General features: G+C 38.0%; 17 protein-coding genes. All 17 read left to right on the forward strand.

Annotated elements, in window-relative coordinates; translation table 11 throughout:
- The first annotated feature begins 9 nt into the window (after positions 1-9).
- On the forward strand, positions 10-2,298 hold the full coding sequence (locus ACQKNC_RS05460; RefSeq protein ID WP_427423839.1) for a DNA translocase FtsK: 2,289 nt from the start codon (positions 10-12) through the stop codon (positions 2,296-2,298).
- A gap of 187 nt (positions 2,299-2,485) precedes the next feature.
- Positions 2,486-3,214: a GntR family transcriptional regulator gene (locus tag ACQKNC_RS05465; protein ID WP_427423840.1), complete on the forward strand. Its 729-nt coding sequence runs from the start codon at positions 2,486-2,488 to the stop codon at positions 3,212-3,214.
- 53 nt (positions 3,215-3,267) lie between these two features.
- Positions 3,268-4,359: a BMP family lipoprotein gene (locus ACQKNC_RS05470; RefSeq protein WP_427423841.1), complete on the forward strand. Its 1,092-nt coding sequence runs from the start codon at positions 3,268-3,270 to the stop codon at positions 4,357-4,359.
- A gap of 541 nt (positions 4,360-4,900) precedes the next feature.
- A complete protein-coding gene (locus ACQKNC_RS05475; RefSeq protein ID WP_427423842.1) occupies positions 4,901-6,448 on the forward strand; it encodes an ABC transporter ATP-binding protein in 1,548 nt (515 codons plus the stop codon).
- Positions 6,448-7,494 (forward strand): ABC transporter permease, encoded by a 1,047-nt coding sequence (locus ACQKNC_RS05480; RefSeq protein WP_427423843.1) that lies wholly within the window; start codon positions 6,448-6,450, stop codon positions 7,492-7,494. The genes ACQKNC_RS05475 and ACQKNC_RS05480 overlap by 1 nt, the downstream gene beginning before the upstream one ends.
- A 1-nt stretch (position 7,495) precedes the next feature.
- Complete coding sequence (locus ACQKNC_RS05485) at positions 7,496-8,461, forward strand: ABC transporter permease (protein WP_427423844.1); 966 nt, start codon at positions 7,496-7,498, stop codon at positions 8,459-8,461.
- 257 nt (positions 8,462-8,718) lie between these two features.
- Positions 8,719-9,990, forward strand: coding sequence for an EF-P 5-aminopentanol modification-associated protein YfmF (yfmF, locus tag ACQKNC_RS05490; RefSeq protein ID WP_427423845.1), 1,272 nt, complete (start codon positions 8,719-8,721; stop codon positions 9,988-9,990).
- Positions 9,987-11,288 (forward strand): EF-P 5-aminopentanol modification-associated protein YfmH, encoded by a 1,302-nt coding sequence (gene yfmH, locus ACQKNC_RS05495; RefSeq protein WP_427423846.1) that lies wholly within the window; start codon positions 9,987-9,989, stop codon positions 11,286-11,288. Before yfmF ends, yfmH begins: the two co-directional genes overlap by 4 nt.
- Positions 11,285-12,013, forward strand: coding sequence for an elongation factor P 5-aminopentanone reductase (ymfI, locus tag ACQKNC_RS05500; protein WP_427423847.1), 729 nt, complete (start codon positions 11,285-11,287; stop codon positions 12,011-12,013). Before yfmH ends, ymfI begins: the two co-directional genes overlap by 4 nt.
- A gap of 44 nt (positions 12,014-12,057) precedes the next feature.
- Entirely contained in the window at positions 12,058-12,315 is a 258-nt protein-coding gene (locus tag ACQKNC_RS05505; RefSeq protein WP_427423848.1) for a DUF3243 domain-containing protein, read from the forward strand.
- A 227-nt stretch (positions 12,316-12,542) separates the two neighbouring features.
- Positions 12,543-13,331 carry a DUF3388 domain-containing protein gene (locus ACQKNC_RS05510; protein ID WP_427423849.1) on the forward strand — a complete coding sequence of 263 codons (789 nt, stop codon included), beginning with the start codon at positions 12,543-12,545 and terminating at the stop codon, positions 13,329-13,331.
- Between the two features lie 25 nt (positions 13,332-13,356).
- The gene (locus tag ACQKNC_RS05515) at positions 13,357-14,274 is read left to right on the forward strand and encodes a helix-turn-helix domain-containing protein (protein ID WP_427423850.1); all 918 of its coding nucleotides are present in this window, start codon (positions 13,357-13,359) and stop codon (positions 14,272-14,274) included.
- A 50-nt stretch (positions 14,275-14,324) separates the two neighbouring features.
- A complete protein-coding gene (gene pgsA, locus ACQKNC_RS05520; protein WP_427423851.1) occupies positions 14,325-14,903 on the forward strand; it encodes a CDP-diacylglycerol--glycerol-3-phosphate 3-phosphatidyltransferase in 579 nt (192 codons plus the stop codon).
- Between the two features lie 17 nt (positions 14,904-14,920).
- Complete coding sequence (locus ACQKNC_RS05525; protein WP_427423852.1) at positions 14,921-16,180, forward strand: competence/damage-inducible protein A; 1,260 nt, start codon at positions 14,921-14,923, stop codon at positions 16,178-16,180.
- A 158-nt stretch (positions 16,181-16,338) separates the two neighbouring features.
- Positions 16,339-17,403 carry a recombinase RecA gene (gene recA / locus ACQKNC_RS05530; protein WP_370075167.1) on the forward strand — a complete coding sequence of 355 codons (1,065 nt, stop codon included), beginning with the start codon at positions 16,339-16,341 and terminating at the stop codon, positions 17,401-17,403.
- Between the two features lie 906 nt (positions 17,404-18,309).
- Positions 18,310-19,869, forward strand: coding sequence for a ribonuclease Y (gene rny / locus ACQKNC_RS05535; protein ID WP_427423853.1), 1,560 nt, complete (start codon positions 18,310-18,312; stop codon positions 19,867-19,869).
- Between the two features lie 229 nt (positions 19,870-20,098).
- The gene (locus tag ACQKNC_RS05540; RefSeq protein WP_427423854.1) at positions 20,099-20,875 is read left to right on the forward strand and encodes a tyrosine-protein phosphatase; all 777 of its coding nucleotides are present in this window, start codon (positions 20,099-20,101) and stop codon (positions 20,873-20,875) included.
- Positions 20,876-21,023 lie beyond the last annotated feature (148 nt).

Raw genomic sequence — 21,023 nt, forward strand, 5'->3', positions numbered from 1 at the left:
GTGAAATAGATGGCGACTAGTAAAAAAAGAAAAGTCACTAAAGGAAAAACGACTACAGAAAAGAAAGAAATGCATCCGCTTATGTATGAAATATTAGGGCTTATCTTAATTGCGTTTGCGGTTATTATGATTTTTGAATATGGTATGATAGGCCGTATTCTAGAAACAATAGCAATGTTTCTTTTAGGAAATTTACATTTTGCTGTGCCATTTATGCTTATATTTGTTGCGTTGTTACTGATGATTGGTCGGAAAAAAGTAAGCATTTATGATCGTCTAATATTAGGTATGCTCCTAATTGTTATGAGTTTAACAATTTTTAGTCATGGCATTCTTTTTGAGCAATTGTCAAAATCCGGTGGTTTATTATCAGACTCTGTTTTGCGAGAATCTTGGAGAATTTTAATTAGTACTGATGGTATCATCAATAGAAGTAATGCACTTGGCGGCGGTATGATAGGTGCACTGTTATTTAGTGCTCTTCATGTATTATTTGAGGCAACGGGTGCAAAGGTTGTTGCATGGGTTATTTTCTTTATCGGATTAATTTTAGTAACAGGAAAGGCGCTTGTTCCATATTTAGCGGAAAAAATGCCCGACCTTTTTGGCAAATGGCAAAAGAAACATCGTGATAAGAAAAAGAGTATGCCAAAGAAAGCTAAAAATCGTCGTTCAAAAGTAGAAAGCAAAGATGAAATTGCAGCTGTCGATCAGGAGCCTGAGGTACAAGAGGAAGAAGAGGTTTCTCATGAACCAATCATCTCTGCCTTTACTCAAAATGTGTCTCATGAACGAGAAGCATTTGCAGCTGTTGAAAATGAAGATATTGAACATGGCGAGATTGTTGATGATGTCTATATTGAAGGCACAGATGCTGTAGAAAATGCAGATTATCAACTTCCTTCTTTCAATCTATTACAATTACCTCCACAGCATGACCAAAGTGGCGAATATTCTGTAATACAGGCAAATGCGAAAAAGCTAGAGCAAACTTTGCAAAGCTTTGGTGTAAAGGCAAAAGTAACGCAGGTTCATTTAGGCCCAGCTGTAACGAAATATGAAATACTACCAGATATAGGTGTGAAAGTAAGTAAAATTGTAAACTTACAGGATGATCTTGCCTTAGCACTTGCTGCGAAGGATATTCGTATGGAAGCACCTATTCCTGGAAAGTCAGCGATTGGCATTGAGGTACCGAATAGTGAAGTAGCTATTGTTACACTACGGGAAGTGTTAGAGGCTAAAGACGGTGCAAAACCAGAAGCATTATTGCAAGTCGCATTTGGTCGTGATATTACTGGGCAGGCAGTACTTGCTGAGCTCAATAAAATGCCGCATTTACTTGTTGCAGGTTCAACAGGTAGTGGGAAAAGTGTGTGTATAAATGGTATTGTCGTATCTATCCTAATGCGTACAAAACCACATGAGGTAAAGTTGATGATGATCGACCCGAAAATGGTGGAATTAAATGTTTACAACGGGATTCCTCATCTACTAGCACCAGTTGTTACGGATGCACGTAAAGCGTCTCAAGCACTGAAGAAAGTTGTGGCAGAAATGGAACGCCGCTATGATCTATTTTCTCATACAGGTACTCGTAATATCGAAGGCTACAATGGTCATGTACAAAAAGTCAATGAGCAGACGGATGAAAAACATCCTAAATTACCTTATATTGTGGTAATTGTAGACGAGTTAGCGGACTTAATGATGGTAGCCTCAAGTGATGTAGAGGATTCTATTACACGTTTAGCACAAATGGCACGTGCAGCAGGGATTCATTTAATAATCGCAACTCAACGACCAAGTGTAGATGTGTTGACAGGTGTTATTAAAGCGAATATTCCTTCGCGCATTGCCTTTGCAGTGTCGTCAGCAATCGATTCTAGAACGATATTAGATATGGGTGGAGCAGAACGTTTACTCGGTCGAGGAGATATGCTGTTTTTACCTGCCGGTGCATCTAAACCAAAACGTGTGCAAGGTGCTTTTTTATCAGATCAAGAAGTTGAGTCAGTTGTAAACTTTGTTATAGAACAGCAAAAGGCACAGTATCAGGAGGAAATGATTCCGACTGAGGAAGATACAATTTTAGAAGAAACGGATGAATTATTTGATGAGGCAGTGCAGTTAGTTGTAAATATGCAGACGGCCTCTGTTTCGATGTTGCAGCGCCGCTTCCGTATCGGCTATTCGAGAGCTGCTCGTATAGTCGATCAAATGGAACAACGCGGTATTGTCGGGCCTTCAGAGGGTAGTAAACCTCGACAAGTGCTCATTCATCAATACGATAATTAGAGCCGAAATAACGACAAAAAGTTGAATAATGTTGTATACATCGGGTAGGCCCAAATTCATTTCAAAATTCGGACGCAATTACGCTAAGGTGTAATTGATTTCAGTCTATAAAAATGTTATATTTATGAACGATTAGTAGGAATGTTGTACATCAGATGTCTGATCTCTGATTTTGGTGGTGATATATGTGACTATTAAAGCAGATCATCGTCATCTCTATCTTCAAGTAATTGATCGTTTAAAGTCTGACATTGAAACAGGCGTTTTTAAAGAAAATGAGAAATTGCCTTCAGAGTTTGAATTATCGAAATCACTAGGAGTCAGTCGAGCAACACTTAGAGAAGCGCTACGACTGTTGGAAGAGGAAAATGTTATTGTGCGTCGACATGGGGTTGGTACATTTGTAAACCCTAAGCCGTTGTTTACATCAGGTATCGAGCATTTATCGAGCATTTCTTCTATGATCGAGGCAGCAGGTATGGAACCCGGTTCCCGCTTTTTAAAGGCGACGGAAAACATACCTTCTGAGGAAGATTTAAAACGCTTCCAATGTGATGGCGAAGATAAAATACTCACAATTGAACGTGTCAGAACAGCGGATGGCGAGCCAGTAGTTTATTGCATAGACAGATTACCAGCAAGCTTCCTGCCAACTGACTTTGTAGAAAAAAAAGAAGTTTCACTTTTCTCTGCACTTGAACAATCCGGTAAAATTCATGTTGCCTATGCTGTTACATATATTGATCCAATCGGGTATCATGAGCAAGCTTCACCGATTTTAAATTGCGGGCGTGAAACAGCTCTTTTAGTATTAAAGCAGTTGCATTACGATGATCAAGATCAAGTAGTGCTGTATTCAAAAAATTATTTCCGAGCTGATAAATTCAGCTTCCATGTAGTTCGTAAACGGGTGTAGAACATTTCTAAATATTTTCCTGCTAATTACAATACCTTTGGGGGGTTAACAAAATGAAAAAACGTAAATTTGGTTTAGTATTATCATCAGTATTAGCTGCAAGTGCAATTCTAGGTGCATGTGGTGCGAAAGAAGAAAAACCTGCAAAAGAAAAAGAAAATGAAAATGCATCATCAGGCGAAAGCAACAAAGGAGATGCATTCTCAGTAGCAATGGTTACTGACGTAGGTGGCGTTGATGATAAATCATTCAACCAATCTGCTTGGGAAGGTGTTAAAGCTTTCGGTAAAGAAAATGGCCTAGAAAAAGGTGATGGTGGCATCGATTATTTACAATCGAAATCAGACGCAGACTATGAATCAAATTTAAACGCTTTATTACGTCGTAACTTTGATTTAGTTTATGGAATCGGTTTCATGATGGCTGACGCAGTTGAAGCTGTAGCTGCAGACAACCCGGAAAAACATTTTGCATTAATCGATGCTGAAGTAAAAGCAGACAACGTTGTTAATGTTCTTTTCAAAGAGCAAGAAGGTGCTTTCTTAGCTGGTGTAGCTGCTGCGAAAATGTCTAAAACAGGTAAAATCGGTTTCGTGGGTGGCGTAGATATTCCAGTTATCAACCGCTTTGAGGCTGGATTCGTTGAAGGTGCAAAAGCTGTAAATCCAAAAATCGAAATCCAATCAAAATATACTGGTGCATTCGATAAAGCTGACCTTGGTAAAATTACTGCAAACAGCATGTACTCTTCTGGTGTAGATGTAATCTTCCACGCTGCTGGTGCAACTGGTAACGGTGTATTCTCTGAGGCAAAAGAACGTAAGAAAAAAGACCCTAATGCAAATGTATGGGTAATTGGTGTAGACGCTGACCAATACGAAGAAGGTAAAGTAGACGATAAAACAAATGTAACTTTAACTTCTATGTTAAAAGGTGTTAACACAGCAGTTGTAGATATTTCAAATAAAGCGAAAAAAGGTGAATTCCCAGGAGGCAAAACACTTACTTATGGTTTAGCTGAAGACGGAGTGAAACTTGCAGATTCTCGCGGTGCGATTCCAGCAGACGTACAAACTGTAATTGACGAATATAAAGAAAAAATTGCTAAAGGTGAAATTAAAGTTCCAGAAAAAGTGAAAAAATAATTCATCTTTTGATCATCATAAGGGACTATAAAAAAGCCCTTATGATGATTTTTCAATCTATCGTTATATTTTGACTATTTGCAATACTCTATTTGATTAAATTTAGTTACCATAGAGGTAGTAATTTTTCTATGAGTTTATCGTAAGAATAGTAATGATGGTAACAAGTTAATAGAAGAAAGGTTTCTAACGATGACCTTTCCTGTATTAATTTATCTTCATTCAGAAGAATATCTACCTCTATTAGTGGGACAAAATATGCGTGAATTTTTTGTTAATAGGGTGCTAATGCCGCTGAACGAAGATGGAACCTCTGGCTGAAGTTAGTGCTGTCGATGTGAAAAAACGTTGAACTAACAGTGACTATGGCTAGTATTATTAAGTTTGTCTCAAACAAATCTAAATAACTGTTTCAAAAATTGGAACGTATTGTTTATCTGTAGCTACAGCTACAAAATGTTTTCTGTGGCGATAGAAAGGCGACAGCCACAATTACGCTAAGGCGAAATTGATAAAAGTGCCTATTAAGGGAGTGACGAAATTGGAACACGTGATTGAGATGCTAGGAATCCGAAAAGAATTCGGTAATTTCGTGGCGAATAATAACATCACCCTCCAACTGAAAAAAGGCGAAATCCATGCATTACTAGGTGAAAATGGTGCAGGTAAATCGACTTTAATGAACGTCCTTTTTGGTTTGTATCAACCAGAGGGTGGCGAAATTCGAGTTCGTGGGAAGGCTGTTAAGATTACAAACCCAAATGTGGCCAATGATTTAGGGATTGGCATGGTCCATCAACACTTTATGTTAGTGGAAAACTTTACAGTGACCGAGAACATTATTTTAGGTTCTGAACCTACAAAAATGGGGATTGTAAACATTAAAGATGCGGCAAAGAAAGTGCAAGCACTTTCTGAAAAATATGGTTTAGATGTTGATCCATATGCCAAAATCGAAGATATTACTGTAGGGATGCAACAGCGTGTTGAAATTTTAAAAACACTATACCGTGGTGCAGAAATTTTAATCTTTGACGAACCAACGGCATCTTTAACACCACAGGAGATTACTGAGCTAATTCAAATTATGCGCCGTTTAATTGCAGAGGGCAAATCTATTATTTTAATTACTCATAAACTAAAAGAAATTATGGAAGTCTCTGATCGTGTGACGATTATTCGAAAAGGTGAAGGGATTGGAACAGTAATAACTGCTGAAACAAATCCTAACCAATTAGCTGAAATGATGGTTGGTCGTCAAGTCGAATTTAAAACAGAAAAAACAGAAGCCAAACCAACTGATGAAGTACTTACAATCGAAAACTTAATTGTTACAGACTACCGTAATATCGATAAAGTAAAAGGTCTGAACTTAAAAGTACGAAAAGGTGAAATTGTTGGTATCGCAGGTATCGATGGCAACGGACAATCTGAATTAATCGAAGCCATAACTGGTCTACGTAAAATAAAGAGTGGTTCTGTTAAATTAAATGGCAAAGATATTACAAATATGAAACCTCGAAAAATAACTGAGGAAGGCGTTGGGCATATCCCACAAGACCGCCATAAGCACGGTTTAGTATTAGATTTCCCAATTGGCCATAATATCGTACTGCAAACATATTATCAGTCTCCAATCGCTAAGGGCTTTGTCATGGACTATAAGAAAGTGTCTGAAAAAGCACGCCAAATCATTGAGGAATATGATGTGCGTACTGGTAATGGTGAAATGACTCCAGCACGTGCCCTTTCAGGTGGTAACCAGCAAAAAGCTATTATCGGTCGTGAAATTGATCGTAATCCAGATTTATTGATTGCTGCTTTACCGACACGTGGCCTTGACGTAGGTGCTATTGAATTTATTCACTCTCGCCTTATCGAGCAACGTGATAAAGGAAAAGCAGTACTGTTAATTTCATTTGAATTAGATGAAGTCATGAATGTTTCTGACCGTATCGCTGTTATTTATGATGGTCAAATTGTTGATGAGTTACATCCAAAAGAAACAACAGAACAAGAGCTTGGTCTATTAATGGCAGGACAAAGTAGTAAAAATAACATGAATGATGCTAAGGAGGGGAACGACTAATGTCTAATCGTGTCATTAATATACTCGTTCCTATCATCTCTATCATTATCGGTTTAATTGTTGGTGCTATTGTAATGGTAGTCAGCGGCTATGACCCAGTACAAGGTTATAGTGCCCTTTGGACAGGTATTTTCGGAGATTCATATTCAATTGGGAACACAATCCGTCAAATAACACCGTACATATTGGCGGGTCTTGCGGTAGCATTTGCCTTTCGCACAGGTTTATTCAACATCGGTGTTGAAGGTCAGCTAATTTTAGGTTGGCTAGCAGCAGCTTGGGTAGGGTATGCATTTGAACTACCTAAAATTATTCATTTACCATTAGCATTGCTTGCGGCAGCAGCTGCAGGTGCATTTTGGGCCTTTATTGCAGGTTTCTTAAAAGCGAAATTTAAAGTTCACGAAGTTATTGCGACAATTATGTTAAATTATACTGCGCTTTATATTGCAAATGCAGTGATTAAAAAATTGTCTGACGGTAGCTTTAAAACAGAACGTGTTCATGAATCAGCTTCATTACGTTCTCCGTTTTTAAGAGAGCTTACAGACAATTCAAGTCTTCACTATGGGATCATTGTTGCACTATTAATGGTAGTAGTTATGTGGTTCATTTTAGAAAAAACAACACGTGGATATGAGCTAAAAGCGGTAGGCTTTAACAAGCATGCTGCAGAATATGCTGGTATGAGCGTTAATAAAAACATTATTTTAGCTATGACGATTTCAGGTATGTTCGCTGGTCTTGGTGGTGCGATGGAGGCACTAGGTACTTTCGGAAACGCCTCTATTAAGGCAGGCTTTACTGGTATAGGTTTCGATGGTATCGCCGTGGCCTTACTTGGTGCCAATACACCACTAGGGGTAGTATTTGGAGCTTCATTATTCGGCTCACTAAAATACGGTGCGTTAAATATGCCAAATGCTGCGGGTATTCCAGAGGAAATCGTATCTATTATTATTGCGTTAATTATTTTCTTTGTAGCATCAGGCTATATCATACGAGTAGCATTACAAAAATTGAGCAAGAAAAAGGAGGGACAATAACATGAGCTTTTTAGAAATGTTATATTTCATCATCCCTTCTGCAATTCTTTATGCCACACCTTTAATCTTTACGGCAATCGGTGGTGTATTCTCTGAACGTTCTGGTGTTGTAAACATCGGACTAGAAGGTTTAATGATTGTTGGTGCATTTGTTGGTATTTTTGTTAATCTAGAATTTGCTTCAACATTCGGTGCAGCAACAATTTGGGTGGCAATGTTGGCAGCTGTCATTATTGGGGGAATCTTTTCACTTCTCCATGCAGTTGCTTCAATTTCATTCCGTGCCGATCAAACGGTATCGGGGGTTGCTATCAACTTATTAGGTTTAGCGGTAACTGTATTCTTAGTAAAAATGATTTATGGTAAAGGTCAAACAGATATGATTGACCAAGCCTATGCAATAAATCGTTTCGCTATCCCTTATTTAGAGGACATCCCGTTCTTTGGTCCATTATTATTCCAAAATGTCTACAGTACATCGATATTAGCTTTTGCAGTAGCTATTGGGGCATGGTTTATCATTTATAAAACACCGTTTGGATTACGCTTACGCGCTGTTGGTGAACATCCAATGGCCGCAGATACAATGGGCGTAAATGTTAATAAAATGCGCTATATTGCTGTTGTTATCTCTGGGGCATTAGGTGGTCTTGGTGGTGCAGTGTACGCGCAATCAATTACAAACGATTTCTCACATGCAACAATTGCGGGTCAAGGTTTTATGGCCATTGCTGCAATGATTTTTGGGAAATGGCATCCGATCGGTGCATTAGGTGCAGCTTTATTCTTTGGAGTAGCACAAACGTTAAGTGTTGCAGGAAGCGGAATTCCTTACATTCAAGATGTTCCTGCTGTGTACCTACAAATTTTACCGTATGTCTTAACTATTTTTGCATTAGCAGGATTTATCGGTAAAGCAAATGCGCCAAAAGCTAGTGGTCAACCTTATATTAAGGGTAAACGCTAAAAAACAGATAATTATTTACACTAAAGACTGGGCGAAAATGCTCAGTCTTTTTCCTTGTACATATCTTGAGTGTTTGGGAAAATAATGGTTGGAGGTTGATCTTTATTTGCTAGTATAAACAGGTTCTTCAATCAACCAAATGCAATTTCACACATATCATATACATACTTTGGATTCTTTTTGCAATTATAGACAATAGACATGTATAGTATGTGTAGTACTTTGTTATATTAAGAAAGATAAGGAGGGTTCTATATATGTTTAAAACAATACCTTTTGCAAAAGGTGTAAATTTGCATATCCGACAAACAACCCAATTTAAAACCGTAAATTTTTCAATTAAATGGAGAAGAGCATTAACGGCCACAAATGCATCTGAACGTACAGTGTTAACAAATGTGTTGCAACACAGTAATGCTAAATATAAGACAACAGCTGCATTCCGAAGTTTCTTGGATGATTTGTATGGCACAGTGTTATATTTTGACACAGCTAAACGTGGTAATGAACATACAGTACTAATGAATGTAGAAACCGTTAATGATCATTTTTTGGCAAATACAAGTGTTTTAAACGAGGTACTTGATTTATTGCATACAGCAATATTTGAACCAAATTTAGAAAATGATGTATTTAAAGAATCTATTGTAGAACGTGAAAAGAAAACGGTCATTCAGCGTATTGAGTCCATTTTTGACGATAAATCACGTTTTGCGCAGCAACGCATTCAACAAATTTTACGTCCAAATGAACCAGCCTCTACTTCTGCTAACGGAACTGTCGAGGACATTCAAAAAATTACCCCTACGTCATTGTTTGAAGCATATCAATCCATGCTTGCTGATGATAAAATAGACATTTATGTCGCGGGTGATATCAATGAAGACGAAATCGTAGCGAAACTGAAAAAAGCGCTACCATTTAACGATCGTACACCTGAAGAAGTCCCTGCTGTGCTTCCGCAACAGCATCCACAAAATGATTATGTACGTGAACAACAAGAAATGAAGCAAGGGAAGATGCATATTGGCTTTAGTACACCAGTACGATTTGGTGACCCTGATTTCGCCAAAATGCAAATCTTTAATGGTGTATTTGGTGGCTATCCACATGCCAAATTATTTATGAATGTTCGTGAAAAGGAAAGTTTAGCCTACTATGCGTCAAGTTCATATGCATCACATTATGGCTTAGTCTTTGTTGTGTCTGGGATTGAACCAAAGAATGAAGAAAAAGCACTATCACTAATTAAGGAACAACTTGCTGTTATGCAAGCAGGCGATATTACAGATTTGGAAATAGAGCAAACAAAGGCAATGCTGACGAATCAGCTAAAAGAATCATTGGATTCTGCACGAGGACAAATAGAAATTTTTGACCAATATAAAGATTTACCTGAGGAGTTCTCTGTTGAAACTTGGGCAAACAAATGGAAAGCTGTAACAAAGGAAGATATTGTTGAAATGGCAAAGCAAGTACAGCTTGAAGCGGTCTATTTCTTATCTGGGAAGGAGCAAGCCGCACAATGAAAACAATTGAATTCAAACAATTAGATGAAACATTGTATTATGAAAAATTAGAGAATGGCTTAGATGTCTATATTTTACCGAAAAAAGGCTTTTCCAAAACATTTGTAACGTTCACCACAAAATACGGTTCTGTTGATCGTACATTTGTGCCAATTGGTGGAACTGAAAGCATTACTGTACCGGATGGCATTGCCCACTTCTTAGAGCATAAAATGTTTGAAAAAGAAGATGGAGATGTCTTCCAAAAATTTAGTGAATTCGGCGCTTCGGCCAATGCCTTTACATCATTTACACGTACAGCGTATTTATTTTCTTCGACGAACAATATTTATAACAGCACAGAAACATTATTAAATTTTGTTCAAGAGCCTTACTTTACTGAAGCAACAGTCAATAAGGAGAAGGGCATAATTGGTCAGGAAATTACAATGTACGATGATCAGCCAGATTGGCGCCTATATTTTGGTGCAATCGAAAATATGTATCATAATCACCCAGTAAAAATTGATATCGCTGGTACAATAGAGTCGATTGATGGCATTACAGCGGACCATTTATACACGTGCTACAATACATTTTATCATCCGTCCAATATGTTATTGTTTGTCATAGGCGCAGTAGATCCTAATGAAATGATGACGTTTATTCGTGACAATCAAGGCAAAAAAGAATTCCCTGAACCAACACCAATTCAACGCTTCTTTGATAAAGAGCCGACTGAGGTAGCTATCAAAGAGCGCGAGTTGCATATGGATGTACAAAAGCCAAAGGTTTATATCGGCTTAAAAGCAAAAGAAACAAATCTTTCCGGTCGTGACATGTTAAAACATGAGCTGTCTGTTCAAATCGCACTTGAGCTTATTTTTGGACGTACATCTAATTTTTATGAGCGTGTCTATGAAGATGGTTTAATTGATGAAACGTATGCATTTGATTTCACGTTAGAAAATGGTTTTGGTTTTGCTATGATTGGCTCAGATTCTACAGAGCCAGCTGCATTAGAGAAAGCTATTAAGGAAGAATTAGCAAAATATGATGGAGATGCACAATTTGAGAGTGCCGATTTAGAACGAGTAAAACGTAAAAAAATTGGTTTCTTCCTACGTGCTCTGAACTCTATTGAATTTATCGCCAACCAATTTACACGTTATTCGTTTAACGATATGAATTTGTTCGATGTCGTGCCTGTACTAGAAGAACTAAAAATCGAAGATTTGAAAAAAGCATTTTCTTCAGTTCAAGGTGAGTCTCAACAAACTGTCTTTAAAATTTTACCTACAGAAAAGGGTATACAGTGAAAAAGTTTGCCCTTGTATTAGGTGCATCTGGTGAGATTGGTCGTGCTATTTGTCAGAGTCTGGCAAAAGACGGCTGGTCCCTCTACATACACTTTTCAAACAATGAGAAAGCAGCACAGGCTTTATACTGCTCTCTTTCAGAAAACTTCTCTGAACAGGAATTTATGCTTGTACAGGCAGATTTTTCGAACATATTAGGGGCGCAATTGTTAGCTTCACAAATTTTTGATGTGCAAGCGATTGTCTTTGCAAATGGTCAGTCGCATTATTCTCTTCTTGAAGATACTACGGTGGAGGATATGGATGCATTATGGCGTGTCCATGTGCAAAATCCAATGCATCTGACGGCATTGCTGTCATCAAAGCTTCGCGCTCATGATGTCAGCTATGTGCTTTTTATCGGTTCGATTTGGGGAGAGGCTGGATCGGCTGGTGAAGCACTTTACGCGGCTGTGAAGGGCGCCCAGCATGCTTTTGTGAAGTCATATGCGAAAGAAGTGGCACTGTCACGAATTCGTGTTAATGCCATTGCACCTGGCTTTATTAATACATCGATGAACAGTCATTTAAGCGAAGAGGAGCTTGAATATATTTTAGAGGACATTCCCCTAGGTATAATTGGACAAACAACAGATGTTGCTGAAATGGTGCGCTTTTACCTTTCTGGCAATGCAGATTATGTTACGGGACAAATAATTAGATTAAACGGTGGCTGGTACATATAATGTTCTTTTTTGCACATACTAGATGTGTAAAGGAGGAGGAACATATGACCATTTTAGAAAACTGGCAAAAATGGACATCGTTTTTAGGTCAAAATGTTATGCAAGCCGAATCAAGCGGCATGCCAAAGAAAATGATTCAATCAGCTGCTGTACAAATTGGGGAATATTTGGCGACAAATGTCGATCCTAAAAATGAACAAGAGCGAGTGCTGTCGGATTTATGGAGCGTTGCCTCTGAAGATGAAAAACATGCATTGGCGAATTGTGTCGTTAAACTTGTACAAACTAAGCATGTACAGTAAAAAAAGAGGAGAGCTATCTCCTCTTTTTTTTATATAAAAAAGCAATTTTTGCATAGAAAAGGGAACGTATGTAAGCCTATTTTAAACGTTCAAAAAAAAATTAGTAAGTTTTTAAAAATAACACCATAATTCCATGTATTCTAACTTTCCATTACATAAAAAATCAGCTATGATGGAACTTATAAAGGATTTTTTACGTTAACTAATAGGAAGGGAACGAATGTGTTTTGAGCGATTGGTACTTTGAATATGAAATTCAGGTGAATCGCGCTGGATTATTAGGAGATATTGCTTCACTTTTAGGGATGCTTCGTGTCAATATTATTTCAATAAATGGTGTCGATGAGGATCGACGTGGTATGTTAGTGCATACAGACAATGATGAGACAATTGAGCGTTTTCGTACAATTGTTTCGACAATGGAACATATTAACGTGACCAAATTTCGACAACCTAAACTCCGTGATCGTTTAGCCATTAGGCACGGTCATTATATTCCTCGAGATGCAGATGAAAAAAATACCTTCCGCTTTGTACGAGATGAACTTGGTATTTTAGTTGACTTTATGGCTGAGCTATTTAAAAAAGAAGGACATAAGCTCATTGGAATACGTGGAATGCCTCGTGTTGGCAAAACCGAGTCAATTGTAGCGGCAAGTGTATGTGCCAATAAAAAGTGGATTTTTTTATCATCTACAATGATTAAGCAGACTGTTCGCAATAAACTTGCTGGTGATGAATTCAGTGACAATAATATTTTTATATTAGATGGCATTGTGACACGTCGTTCAACTGATGAGCGGCATTTACAACTAGTGCGTGAAATGATGAGTATGCCTTCCATTAAGGTCGTCGAGCATCCAGACATGTTTGTTCAGCATTCAGAATATAAGATTGAGGATTTTGATTATATCATTGAATTACGTCATCACCCAGATGAAGAAATTTCGTATGAAATAATGGAAAAAACCCAGTTGATGTCCGAATCCAATTCATTTGGAGGATTTAATTTTTAATTTGATATTAAAGTAGGTGTTATGAGTGGCGGAATTAGGAACTCGACTGAAAGAGGCGAGACTGTCTAAAGGCTACAGCTTAGACGATTTACAAGAAATAACGAAAATTCAAAAGCGTTATTTAGTAGGTATTGAAGAGGGCAATTATTCGATTATGCCTGGTTCGTTTTATGTACGAGCTTTTATTAAGCAATATGCAGACGCTGTTGATTTGAACGCAGAGGAAATTTTAGAAACGTATAAAAGCGAGCTGCCAGGTACTACAAACAATCAAGTAAGTCAATCGATAACGAATAGCCCAAGTAGAAGAAAAGTTTCAAAGGGCCCTTCTACTAAAATGATGGAGGCAATGCCAAAAATAATCGTTGGTTTATTTATCATTGTCATTATTGTAGCAATTTGGGTGCTTATGCAGTCTAGAAATAGTGCAGGACCAAATGATAGAGACGATTCAACTCCATCAGAAATAGAATATGATACAAAAGCAAAACCAATAGATACAGAAAAAGATAAAGAAAAAGAAAATAAAAAAGCTCAAACAAATGACAAACAAGACTCAACAGATTCAACAGATTCAGCACAGGGAACACCGGACGAAAAGCAAACTGAAGAGGTTAAGCAATCGATTTCAGCTGGGACTGTTGAAGCGGATAAGGCTACAACTTCGTACACGTTAACAGGTGCAAAAACATTCAAAATACGTATTGAAGTATCTGGTCCTACATTTATCGGTATTCGAAACCAACAGCAACAAGAAATACTAACAGATACTCGTGTATATAATGCAGGAGAAGTAGTAGAATTCGACGCAACTTCTCAAAATTATGCTCGTATCCGCTTAGGTAACTCAACACAAGCTAAAGTATACATTAATGACGAGCCTTTAACGTATGCACAGCAAATTGTAACGCAAAACATCGTCATCAATTTCAATAAAGAATAGTAGTCATCTAGCGATGGCTACTTTCTTTCATCATGAAAGGTGTTAGAAAAATGAACATTCCAAATAAAATTACCATCTCTCGAATCTTACTTATTCCGTTCTTTGTCATTGTTATGATGTTTGATTTTGGCTGGGGAACAATGTCACTATTCGGTGCGGAGATGCCTGTTCATCATTTTGTAGGTGCACTCATTTTTATTATTGCTTCAACGACTGATTGGGTGGATGGTTTTTATGCACGTAAGTATAATCTTGTGACAACATTTGGGAAATTTTTAGACCCACTTGCTGACAAATTACTAGTTTCAGCAGCTTTTATTTTAATGGTAGAGCTTGATATGGCGCCTGCCTGGATAATAATAATTATTATTAGCCGTGAGTTTGCAGTAACTGGCCTGCGTTTAATATTGGCAGGTGAAGGAGAAGTTGTTGCGGCGAACCAGCTTGGTAAAATTAAAACGTGGGCTCAAATTGTGGCCATCGGAGCAGCACTTTTACACAATACAATCTTTACACTTATCGGTATTCCATTTGATACAATTATGTTATATATCGCATTGTTCTTTACACTGTGGTCTGGATGGGATTATTTCTATCTAAATCGACGTGTCTTACTTGAGTCTAAATAAGAGAGGTCTTGAGGATCATGAATGCTGAAATTCTTGCAGTTGGCTCAGAGTTATTGCTTGGTCAAATTTCGAACACAAATGCAAGATTCATTTCTAGTCAGTTGTCCGAGTTAGGGATAAATGTGTATTATCACACAGTTGTTGGAGATAATGCACAACGTTTAGAAGAGGCTATTTCTATTGCAGAGACTCGTGCTGATTTAATCATTTTTTCTGGTGGACTTGGTCCTACAAAGGATGATTTAACAAAGGAAACGATTGCTCGTCATCTTGACGTTACTCTTGAATTTGATGACATTGCACTGACAAATATTGAGCAATTTTTTGCAAAACGAGGACGTCCAATGACGGACAATAATCGTAAGCAGGCTCTAATACTAGCAGGTAGTGGGGTGCTTGCAAACCATCACGGTATGGCACCAGGCATGATACTAACAAAAGATGGGCGTACGTATATTTTGCTTCCTGGACCACCCAAAGAGCTTGAGCCAATGTTCCAGTTTGAAGCAAAGCCAAAGCTTGGTGCGATGTTAAATGCTGGAGGGGTTATTACATCTCATGTTATGCGTTTTTATGGAATTGGAGAGGCAGAGCTTGAGGTACGTGTCCAAGATATTTTAGATTCGCAAACAAATCCAACTGTTGCTCCACTTGCTGCTGACGGTGAGGTTACATTGCGTGTAACTGCCAAGGCAGAAACGGAGCAAGAAGCACAGCAGCTTATTACCGCAAAGGTAGCAGAAATTCAAGCGCTTGTTGGGGACTATCAATACGGTATAGATGATGATTCTCTTGCCTCTAAAACAGTAGAAATGTTACTAGATAATAAGTTAACAATTTCTGCAGCAGAAAGTTTAACAGCGGGATTATTTCAGTCAGAGCTTGCAGAGATACCAGGTGTAGGGGATGCCCTTGTTGGTGGCGTTGTGACGTATACAGAAGAGGCTAAGATTAAGCAACTCGGTATTTCTAAAGAATTATTAAATACACATGGGATTGTAAGCAGTGAGTGTGCAGCGGCTATGGCTAGTGCTGTACGTAAAAAGTTTGATACAGATATAGGTATCGGATTAACAGGTGCAGCAGGTCCTACAGCCCATGATCATCAACCAGTGGGGACGGTTTGGATTGGTATTGCGATTGGCAATGAAGAGCCAATTACGTATTTACTTCATTTATCGGGTATGCGTAATACTAATCGACTTCGTACGGTGAAGTTTACATGTCATTATTTAATGCAGCTTTTGGAAGAAAGAGGCTTTACAAAACGCTACTAAATAGAGGTGAAAATAGAAATTTGGGTAATAAAAGTTACCCAAATTTTTATTTTGAAGAAAAACGAATAAACGTTCGCTTTTTTCTTGCGTCTTCTCTTAAAAACAAGTATAGTAGAGATAGAGAAAAACAGTGAACAGTTTTCGAAGGAGGAAAATGAATGAGTGATCGTAAAGCTGCCTTAGAACAGGCGTTAAAACAAATTGAAAAGAATTTTGGTAAAGGTTCCATCATGAAACTTGGCGAAAAGACTGATTTAGAAATCGCTACATCTTCAAGTGGTTCGCTAGCACTTGATGCTGCATTAGGTGTTGGTGGTTATCCACGTGGACGTATTATTGAAGTATACGGCCCAGAATCATCAGGTAAAACAACGGTTGCTCTTCATGCCATCGCAGAAGTGCAGGCAAATGGTGGACAAGCAGCGTTTATCGATGCTGAGCATGCACTAGATCCAATTTACGCACAAAAATTGGGTGTCAATATTGATGAACTTCTATTATCTCAACCAGATACAGGAGAACAGGCGCTTGAAATCGCAGAAGCATTAGTACGTAGTGGTGCTATCGATATCATCGTTATTGACTCCGTAGCAGCATTAGTTCCGAAAGCGGAAATCGAAGGAGATATGGGTGATTCGCATGTTGGTTTACAAGCCCGTTTAATGTCTCAGGCCTTACGTAAGCTTTCAGGTGCTATTAATAAATCAAAAACGATCGCCATTTTCATAAACCAAATTCGTGAAAAAATTGGTGTTATGTTCGGAAACCCAGAAACAACACCTGGTGGACGTGCGCTTAAATTCTACAGCTCAGTACGTTTAGAGGTTCGTCGTGCGGAAGCTATTAAACAAGGCAATGACATTATGGGTAACCGTACAAAAATTAAAATTGTCAAAAACAAAGTGGCACCACCATTCCGTACAGCTGAAGTTGATATTATGTACGGTGAAGGAATTTCAAAAGAGGGCGAAACAGTCGATTTAGGTGTTGAACTAGATATCGTTCAAAAAAGCGGTTCTTGGTATGCTTACGGTGATGAGCGCCTAGGTCAAGGTCGTGAAAATGCTAAACAATATTTAAAAGAAAATCCAGCAGTACTAGATGACATCGCAAATAAAATCCGTGCTTCTTACGGTATTGCATCTTCATCTTACACAATTGCTGCGCATGATGAAGAGGAAGATATGGATGAGGAATTAAAGCTTCTTCTTGAAGATGAATAATATAAATGCATTGTTCCCACTCTTATAGTGAGAGCAATGCATTTTTTTATTTACACATACTTGGGAATATGGTTTTATAATAATTGTTAGGATATTCATACATTTAGCTCATCAGCAAAAGTTGTGGAAGACATTTGTTAAAACAAAAAGCATTTGTTACCCTGACAGCATCAGGAAAGCGGCCTGTCGGAATGGAAATCAACCACATGTTATTGTTGGGTTAGTCAGGAACCGCAGTGTTTGTATCAACAAATCGAGGAGGCTTGGCAGTGAGCCGACGGACAGGAAGAGGTGCTGACGGATAGAATTATTAAAGTGACGGAAGCTTCATATTTTTCTATACCGTAACATTTGATGTAGAACCAGGTATATAAAGTTTTCATCAAAAAATAAATAGTTGTAAAAATACTTCCTAAGTACTGCTGCTATGTATTAATGTAAAAAGTTAAAAAAAGGGTTAGTGTAAAAGTATTAGGGAAATAATTCTCTTAATGGATATGACTTACTTTTTCCTCTGGAGGGGCGAACATGTGCCCGACTATCCTTGACAGAGTTTGAGCCTAGCTATACAATTAAATATGTATAATTTCTGAATTATGACTTTAAATAGGCAGTACATTTTATCTTCGTTTAGATGAAGAGAAAGCCTCTGGCGGATGTCACGGATTTTGAAAGGAATGAATATAAGGATGTTGGCCTGAAATCTTCGTATCCTGCGAAAACGGCTAGCTGACCTGCATCTGTAAAAGTGTCACGTTCTATGGCATTACCGAAATGACCAACATCGTGTCGGTCCTCGTGCAGGCCTGAAACAATTCAAAATCCGGAACACAATTATGCTAAGGCGAAATAGGTGTATGCGCCGACTGAAACTGTATTACCCAAATAGCAAGAGGAGGTGTTCATATGGATGGAATTACTATCATCTCCGCTTTGCTTGGACTCATCGTTGGTGCCGCTGTTAGCTATATCTACATGAAAAAAGTGAATGACTCAAAAATCACTGGTGCTAAACATGTCGCTGAAACAATCGTTGAAGAAGGAAAACGAGAAGCGGAGGCATTGAAGAAAGAAGCACTACTTGAAGCCAAAGATGAAACTCACAAATTTCGTACTGAAGCAGAAAATGACATTCGTGAACGTCGTTCAGAACTTCAAAAACAAGAGAACCGTTTATTGCAAAGAGAAGAGAATCTTGATCGCAAGGATGATGCTCTAAATAAGAGAGAAGCAGGCTTAGAGCGTAAAGAACAAGCTCTAACCGAAAGACAACAGCATATTGAACAGATGGAAAGCAAAGTGGACGAGCTCGTTGCCGCGCAAAAAGCAGAATTAGAACGAATTTCTGCTTTAACTAGAGATGAAGCAAAAGCTATTATCTTAGGAGAAGTAGAAAAAGAGCTAACAACTGATATTGCTGTGATGACGAAGGAAGCTGAGACACGTGCGAAGGAAGAATCAGATAAAAAAGCACGTGAAATTTTATCACTAGCACTGCAGCGTTTTGCAGCAGATCACGTTGCAGAAACAACAGTATCTGTCGTGAACTTGCCAAATGATGAAATGAAAGGTCGTATTATCGGTCGTGAAGGTCGTAATATCCGAACTTTGGAAACGTTAACAGGTATAGATTTAATTATTGATGATACTCCAGAGGCGGTTATTTTATCAGGCTTTGATCCAATTCGCCGTGAAACGGCGCGACTTGCACTTGAAAAACTTGTACAGGATGGCCGTATTCACCCTGCTCGAATTGAGGAAATGGTGGAAAAAGCTCGTCGTGAAGTGGATGAACAAATCCGCGAAACAGGTGAGCAAACAACATTTGAAATAGGCATTCATAACTTACATCCAGATTTAATGAAGATTTTAGGCCGCATGAAATATCGTACAAGCTATGGACAAAACGTCCTAAAACATTCAATTGAGGTTGCATATTTAGCAGGCTTGCTCGCTGCTGAACTTGGTGAAGATGTAGCATTAGCTCGCCGTGCGGGCTTATTACATGATATTGGTAAGGCAATCGACCATGAAGTTGAAGGTAGCCACGTCGAAATCGGTGTGGAATTAGCAACAAAATACAAAGAACATCCGGTCGTTATAAACAGTATTGCTTCTCACCACGGTGATACAGAAGCAACATCTGTTATTGCCGTATTAGTGGCTGCAGCTGATGCGTTATCAGCAGCTCGTCCGGGTGCTCGAAGTGAGACGCTTGAAAACTATATCCGTAGACTTGAAAAATTAGAGGAAATTTCCGAAAGCTATGATGGTGTAGAAAAATCCTTTGCGATTCAGGCTGGTCGTGAAATCCGAATAATTGTACAACCTGAAAAAATTGATGACTTGGCTTCACATCGCTTAGCACGAGACATTCGTAAGCGAATTGAAGAAGAACTTGATTATCCAGGCCATATTAAAGTAACGGTTATTCGTGAAACACGTGCCGTAGAGTATGCGAAATAATAGATAATAATAGGGGCTCTGTGAGACTTAGGTCTTGCAGAGCTTTTTCTGTGTCAAAAAATAAATTGAAGGAATCATTGAAAACTTCATTGATCGTATCATTTTTTTAAAATCATTTCATAAAAATAGATATGGGAAAGCTTTATTATTCAATAAGTTTTATAACAATTGCGATTCAAATAAATATTGATGAGTAATTGAATAAAAAAAATAGAAAGCTGTGATACGTTTGATTGATATACACACACATATTTTATTCGATATAGATGATGGACCAAGAACAGAAGAAGAATCATTACTGATGTTGAAACAAGCCGTAAAGGAGGGAATAACGGAGATAATATCAACTTCTCATGCCCTCAATCCTCATTTTGATGCTGATTATTCAACAGTACAAACAAAATTAAAGCATTTACGTGAATTGATTGAACAAAATGAAATACCACTTACGTTACATAGCGGACATGAGATTCGATTAAACGACCAAATGGTGAATTTATTAAATCATAAACAACTACATGTTTTGGCAAATTCAAATTATGTACTTATTGAGTTACCTTCAAATATAGTTCCAACCTACACGAAGGATATGATTATCGCACTAAAGGCATCTGGTTATACACCAATTATTGCGCACCCTGAACGAAATCTTGCAATTGCTAAGAATCCTAGTAGACTTGAGCCACTTATCCGCGAAGGAGCTTTTACTCAAATTACAGCAGGAAGTCTTGCAGGACATTTTGGAAAGGCAATTCAAAAATTATCATTGGATCTTGTAAGGGCTAATTATGTTCACACATATGGCTCGGATGCACATAATTTAACGACAAGGTCATATCATTTTCAAGAGGGACTTTATTATCTGGAAAGGAAAAAGCAATTAGATACAATTGATATTTTACTAGAGAATAATTATAGGATTATTAACAATCAACCAATTATTATGTTAGAACTAGCGGAGATTAAGAGTGGTAAATGGTGGGAAAAAATTATTTCTAAATACTGAACTAATAGAAAACGGAATGTAGTACTCGGTTGTATCCAATTTTTAGAAAAATATGATGGTATTGCAGAAAGGTGCTAAATATAATCGATATGCAGTAGCATTTCGTCAAGTTGATCGTATAAAGATGATGCAGAATTTGAAGGCACAT

The sequence above is a fragment of the Lysinibacillus sp. NPDC094177 genome, assembly GCF_050279145.1.
Classification (GTDB): domain Bacteria; phylum Bacillota; class Bacilli; order Bacillales_A; family Planococcaceae; genus Lysinibacillus.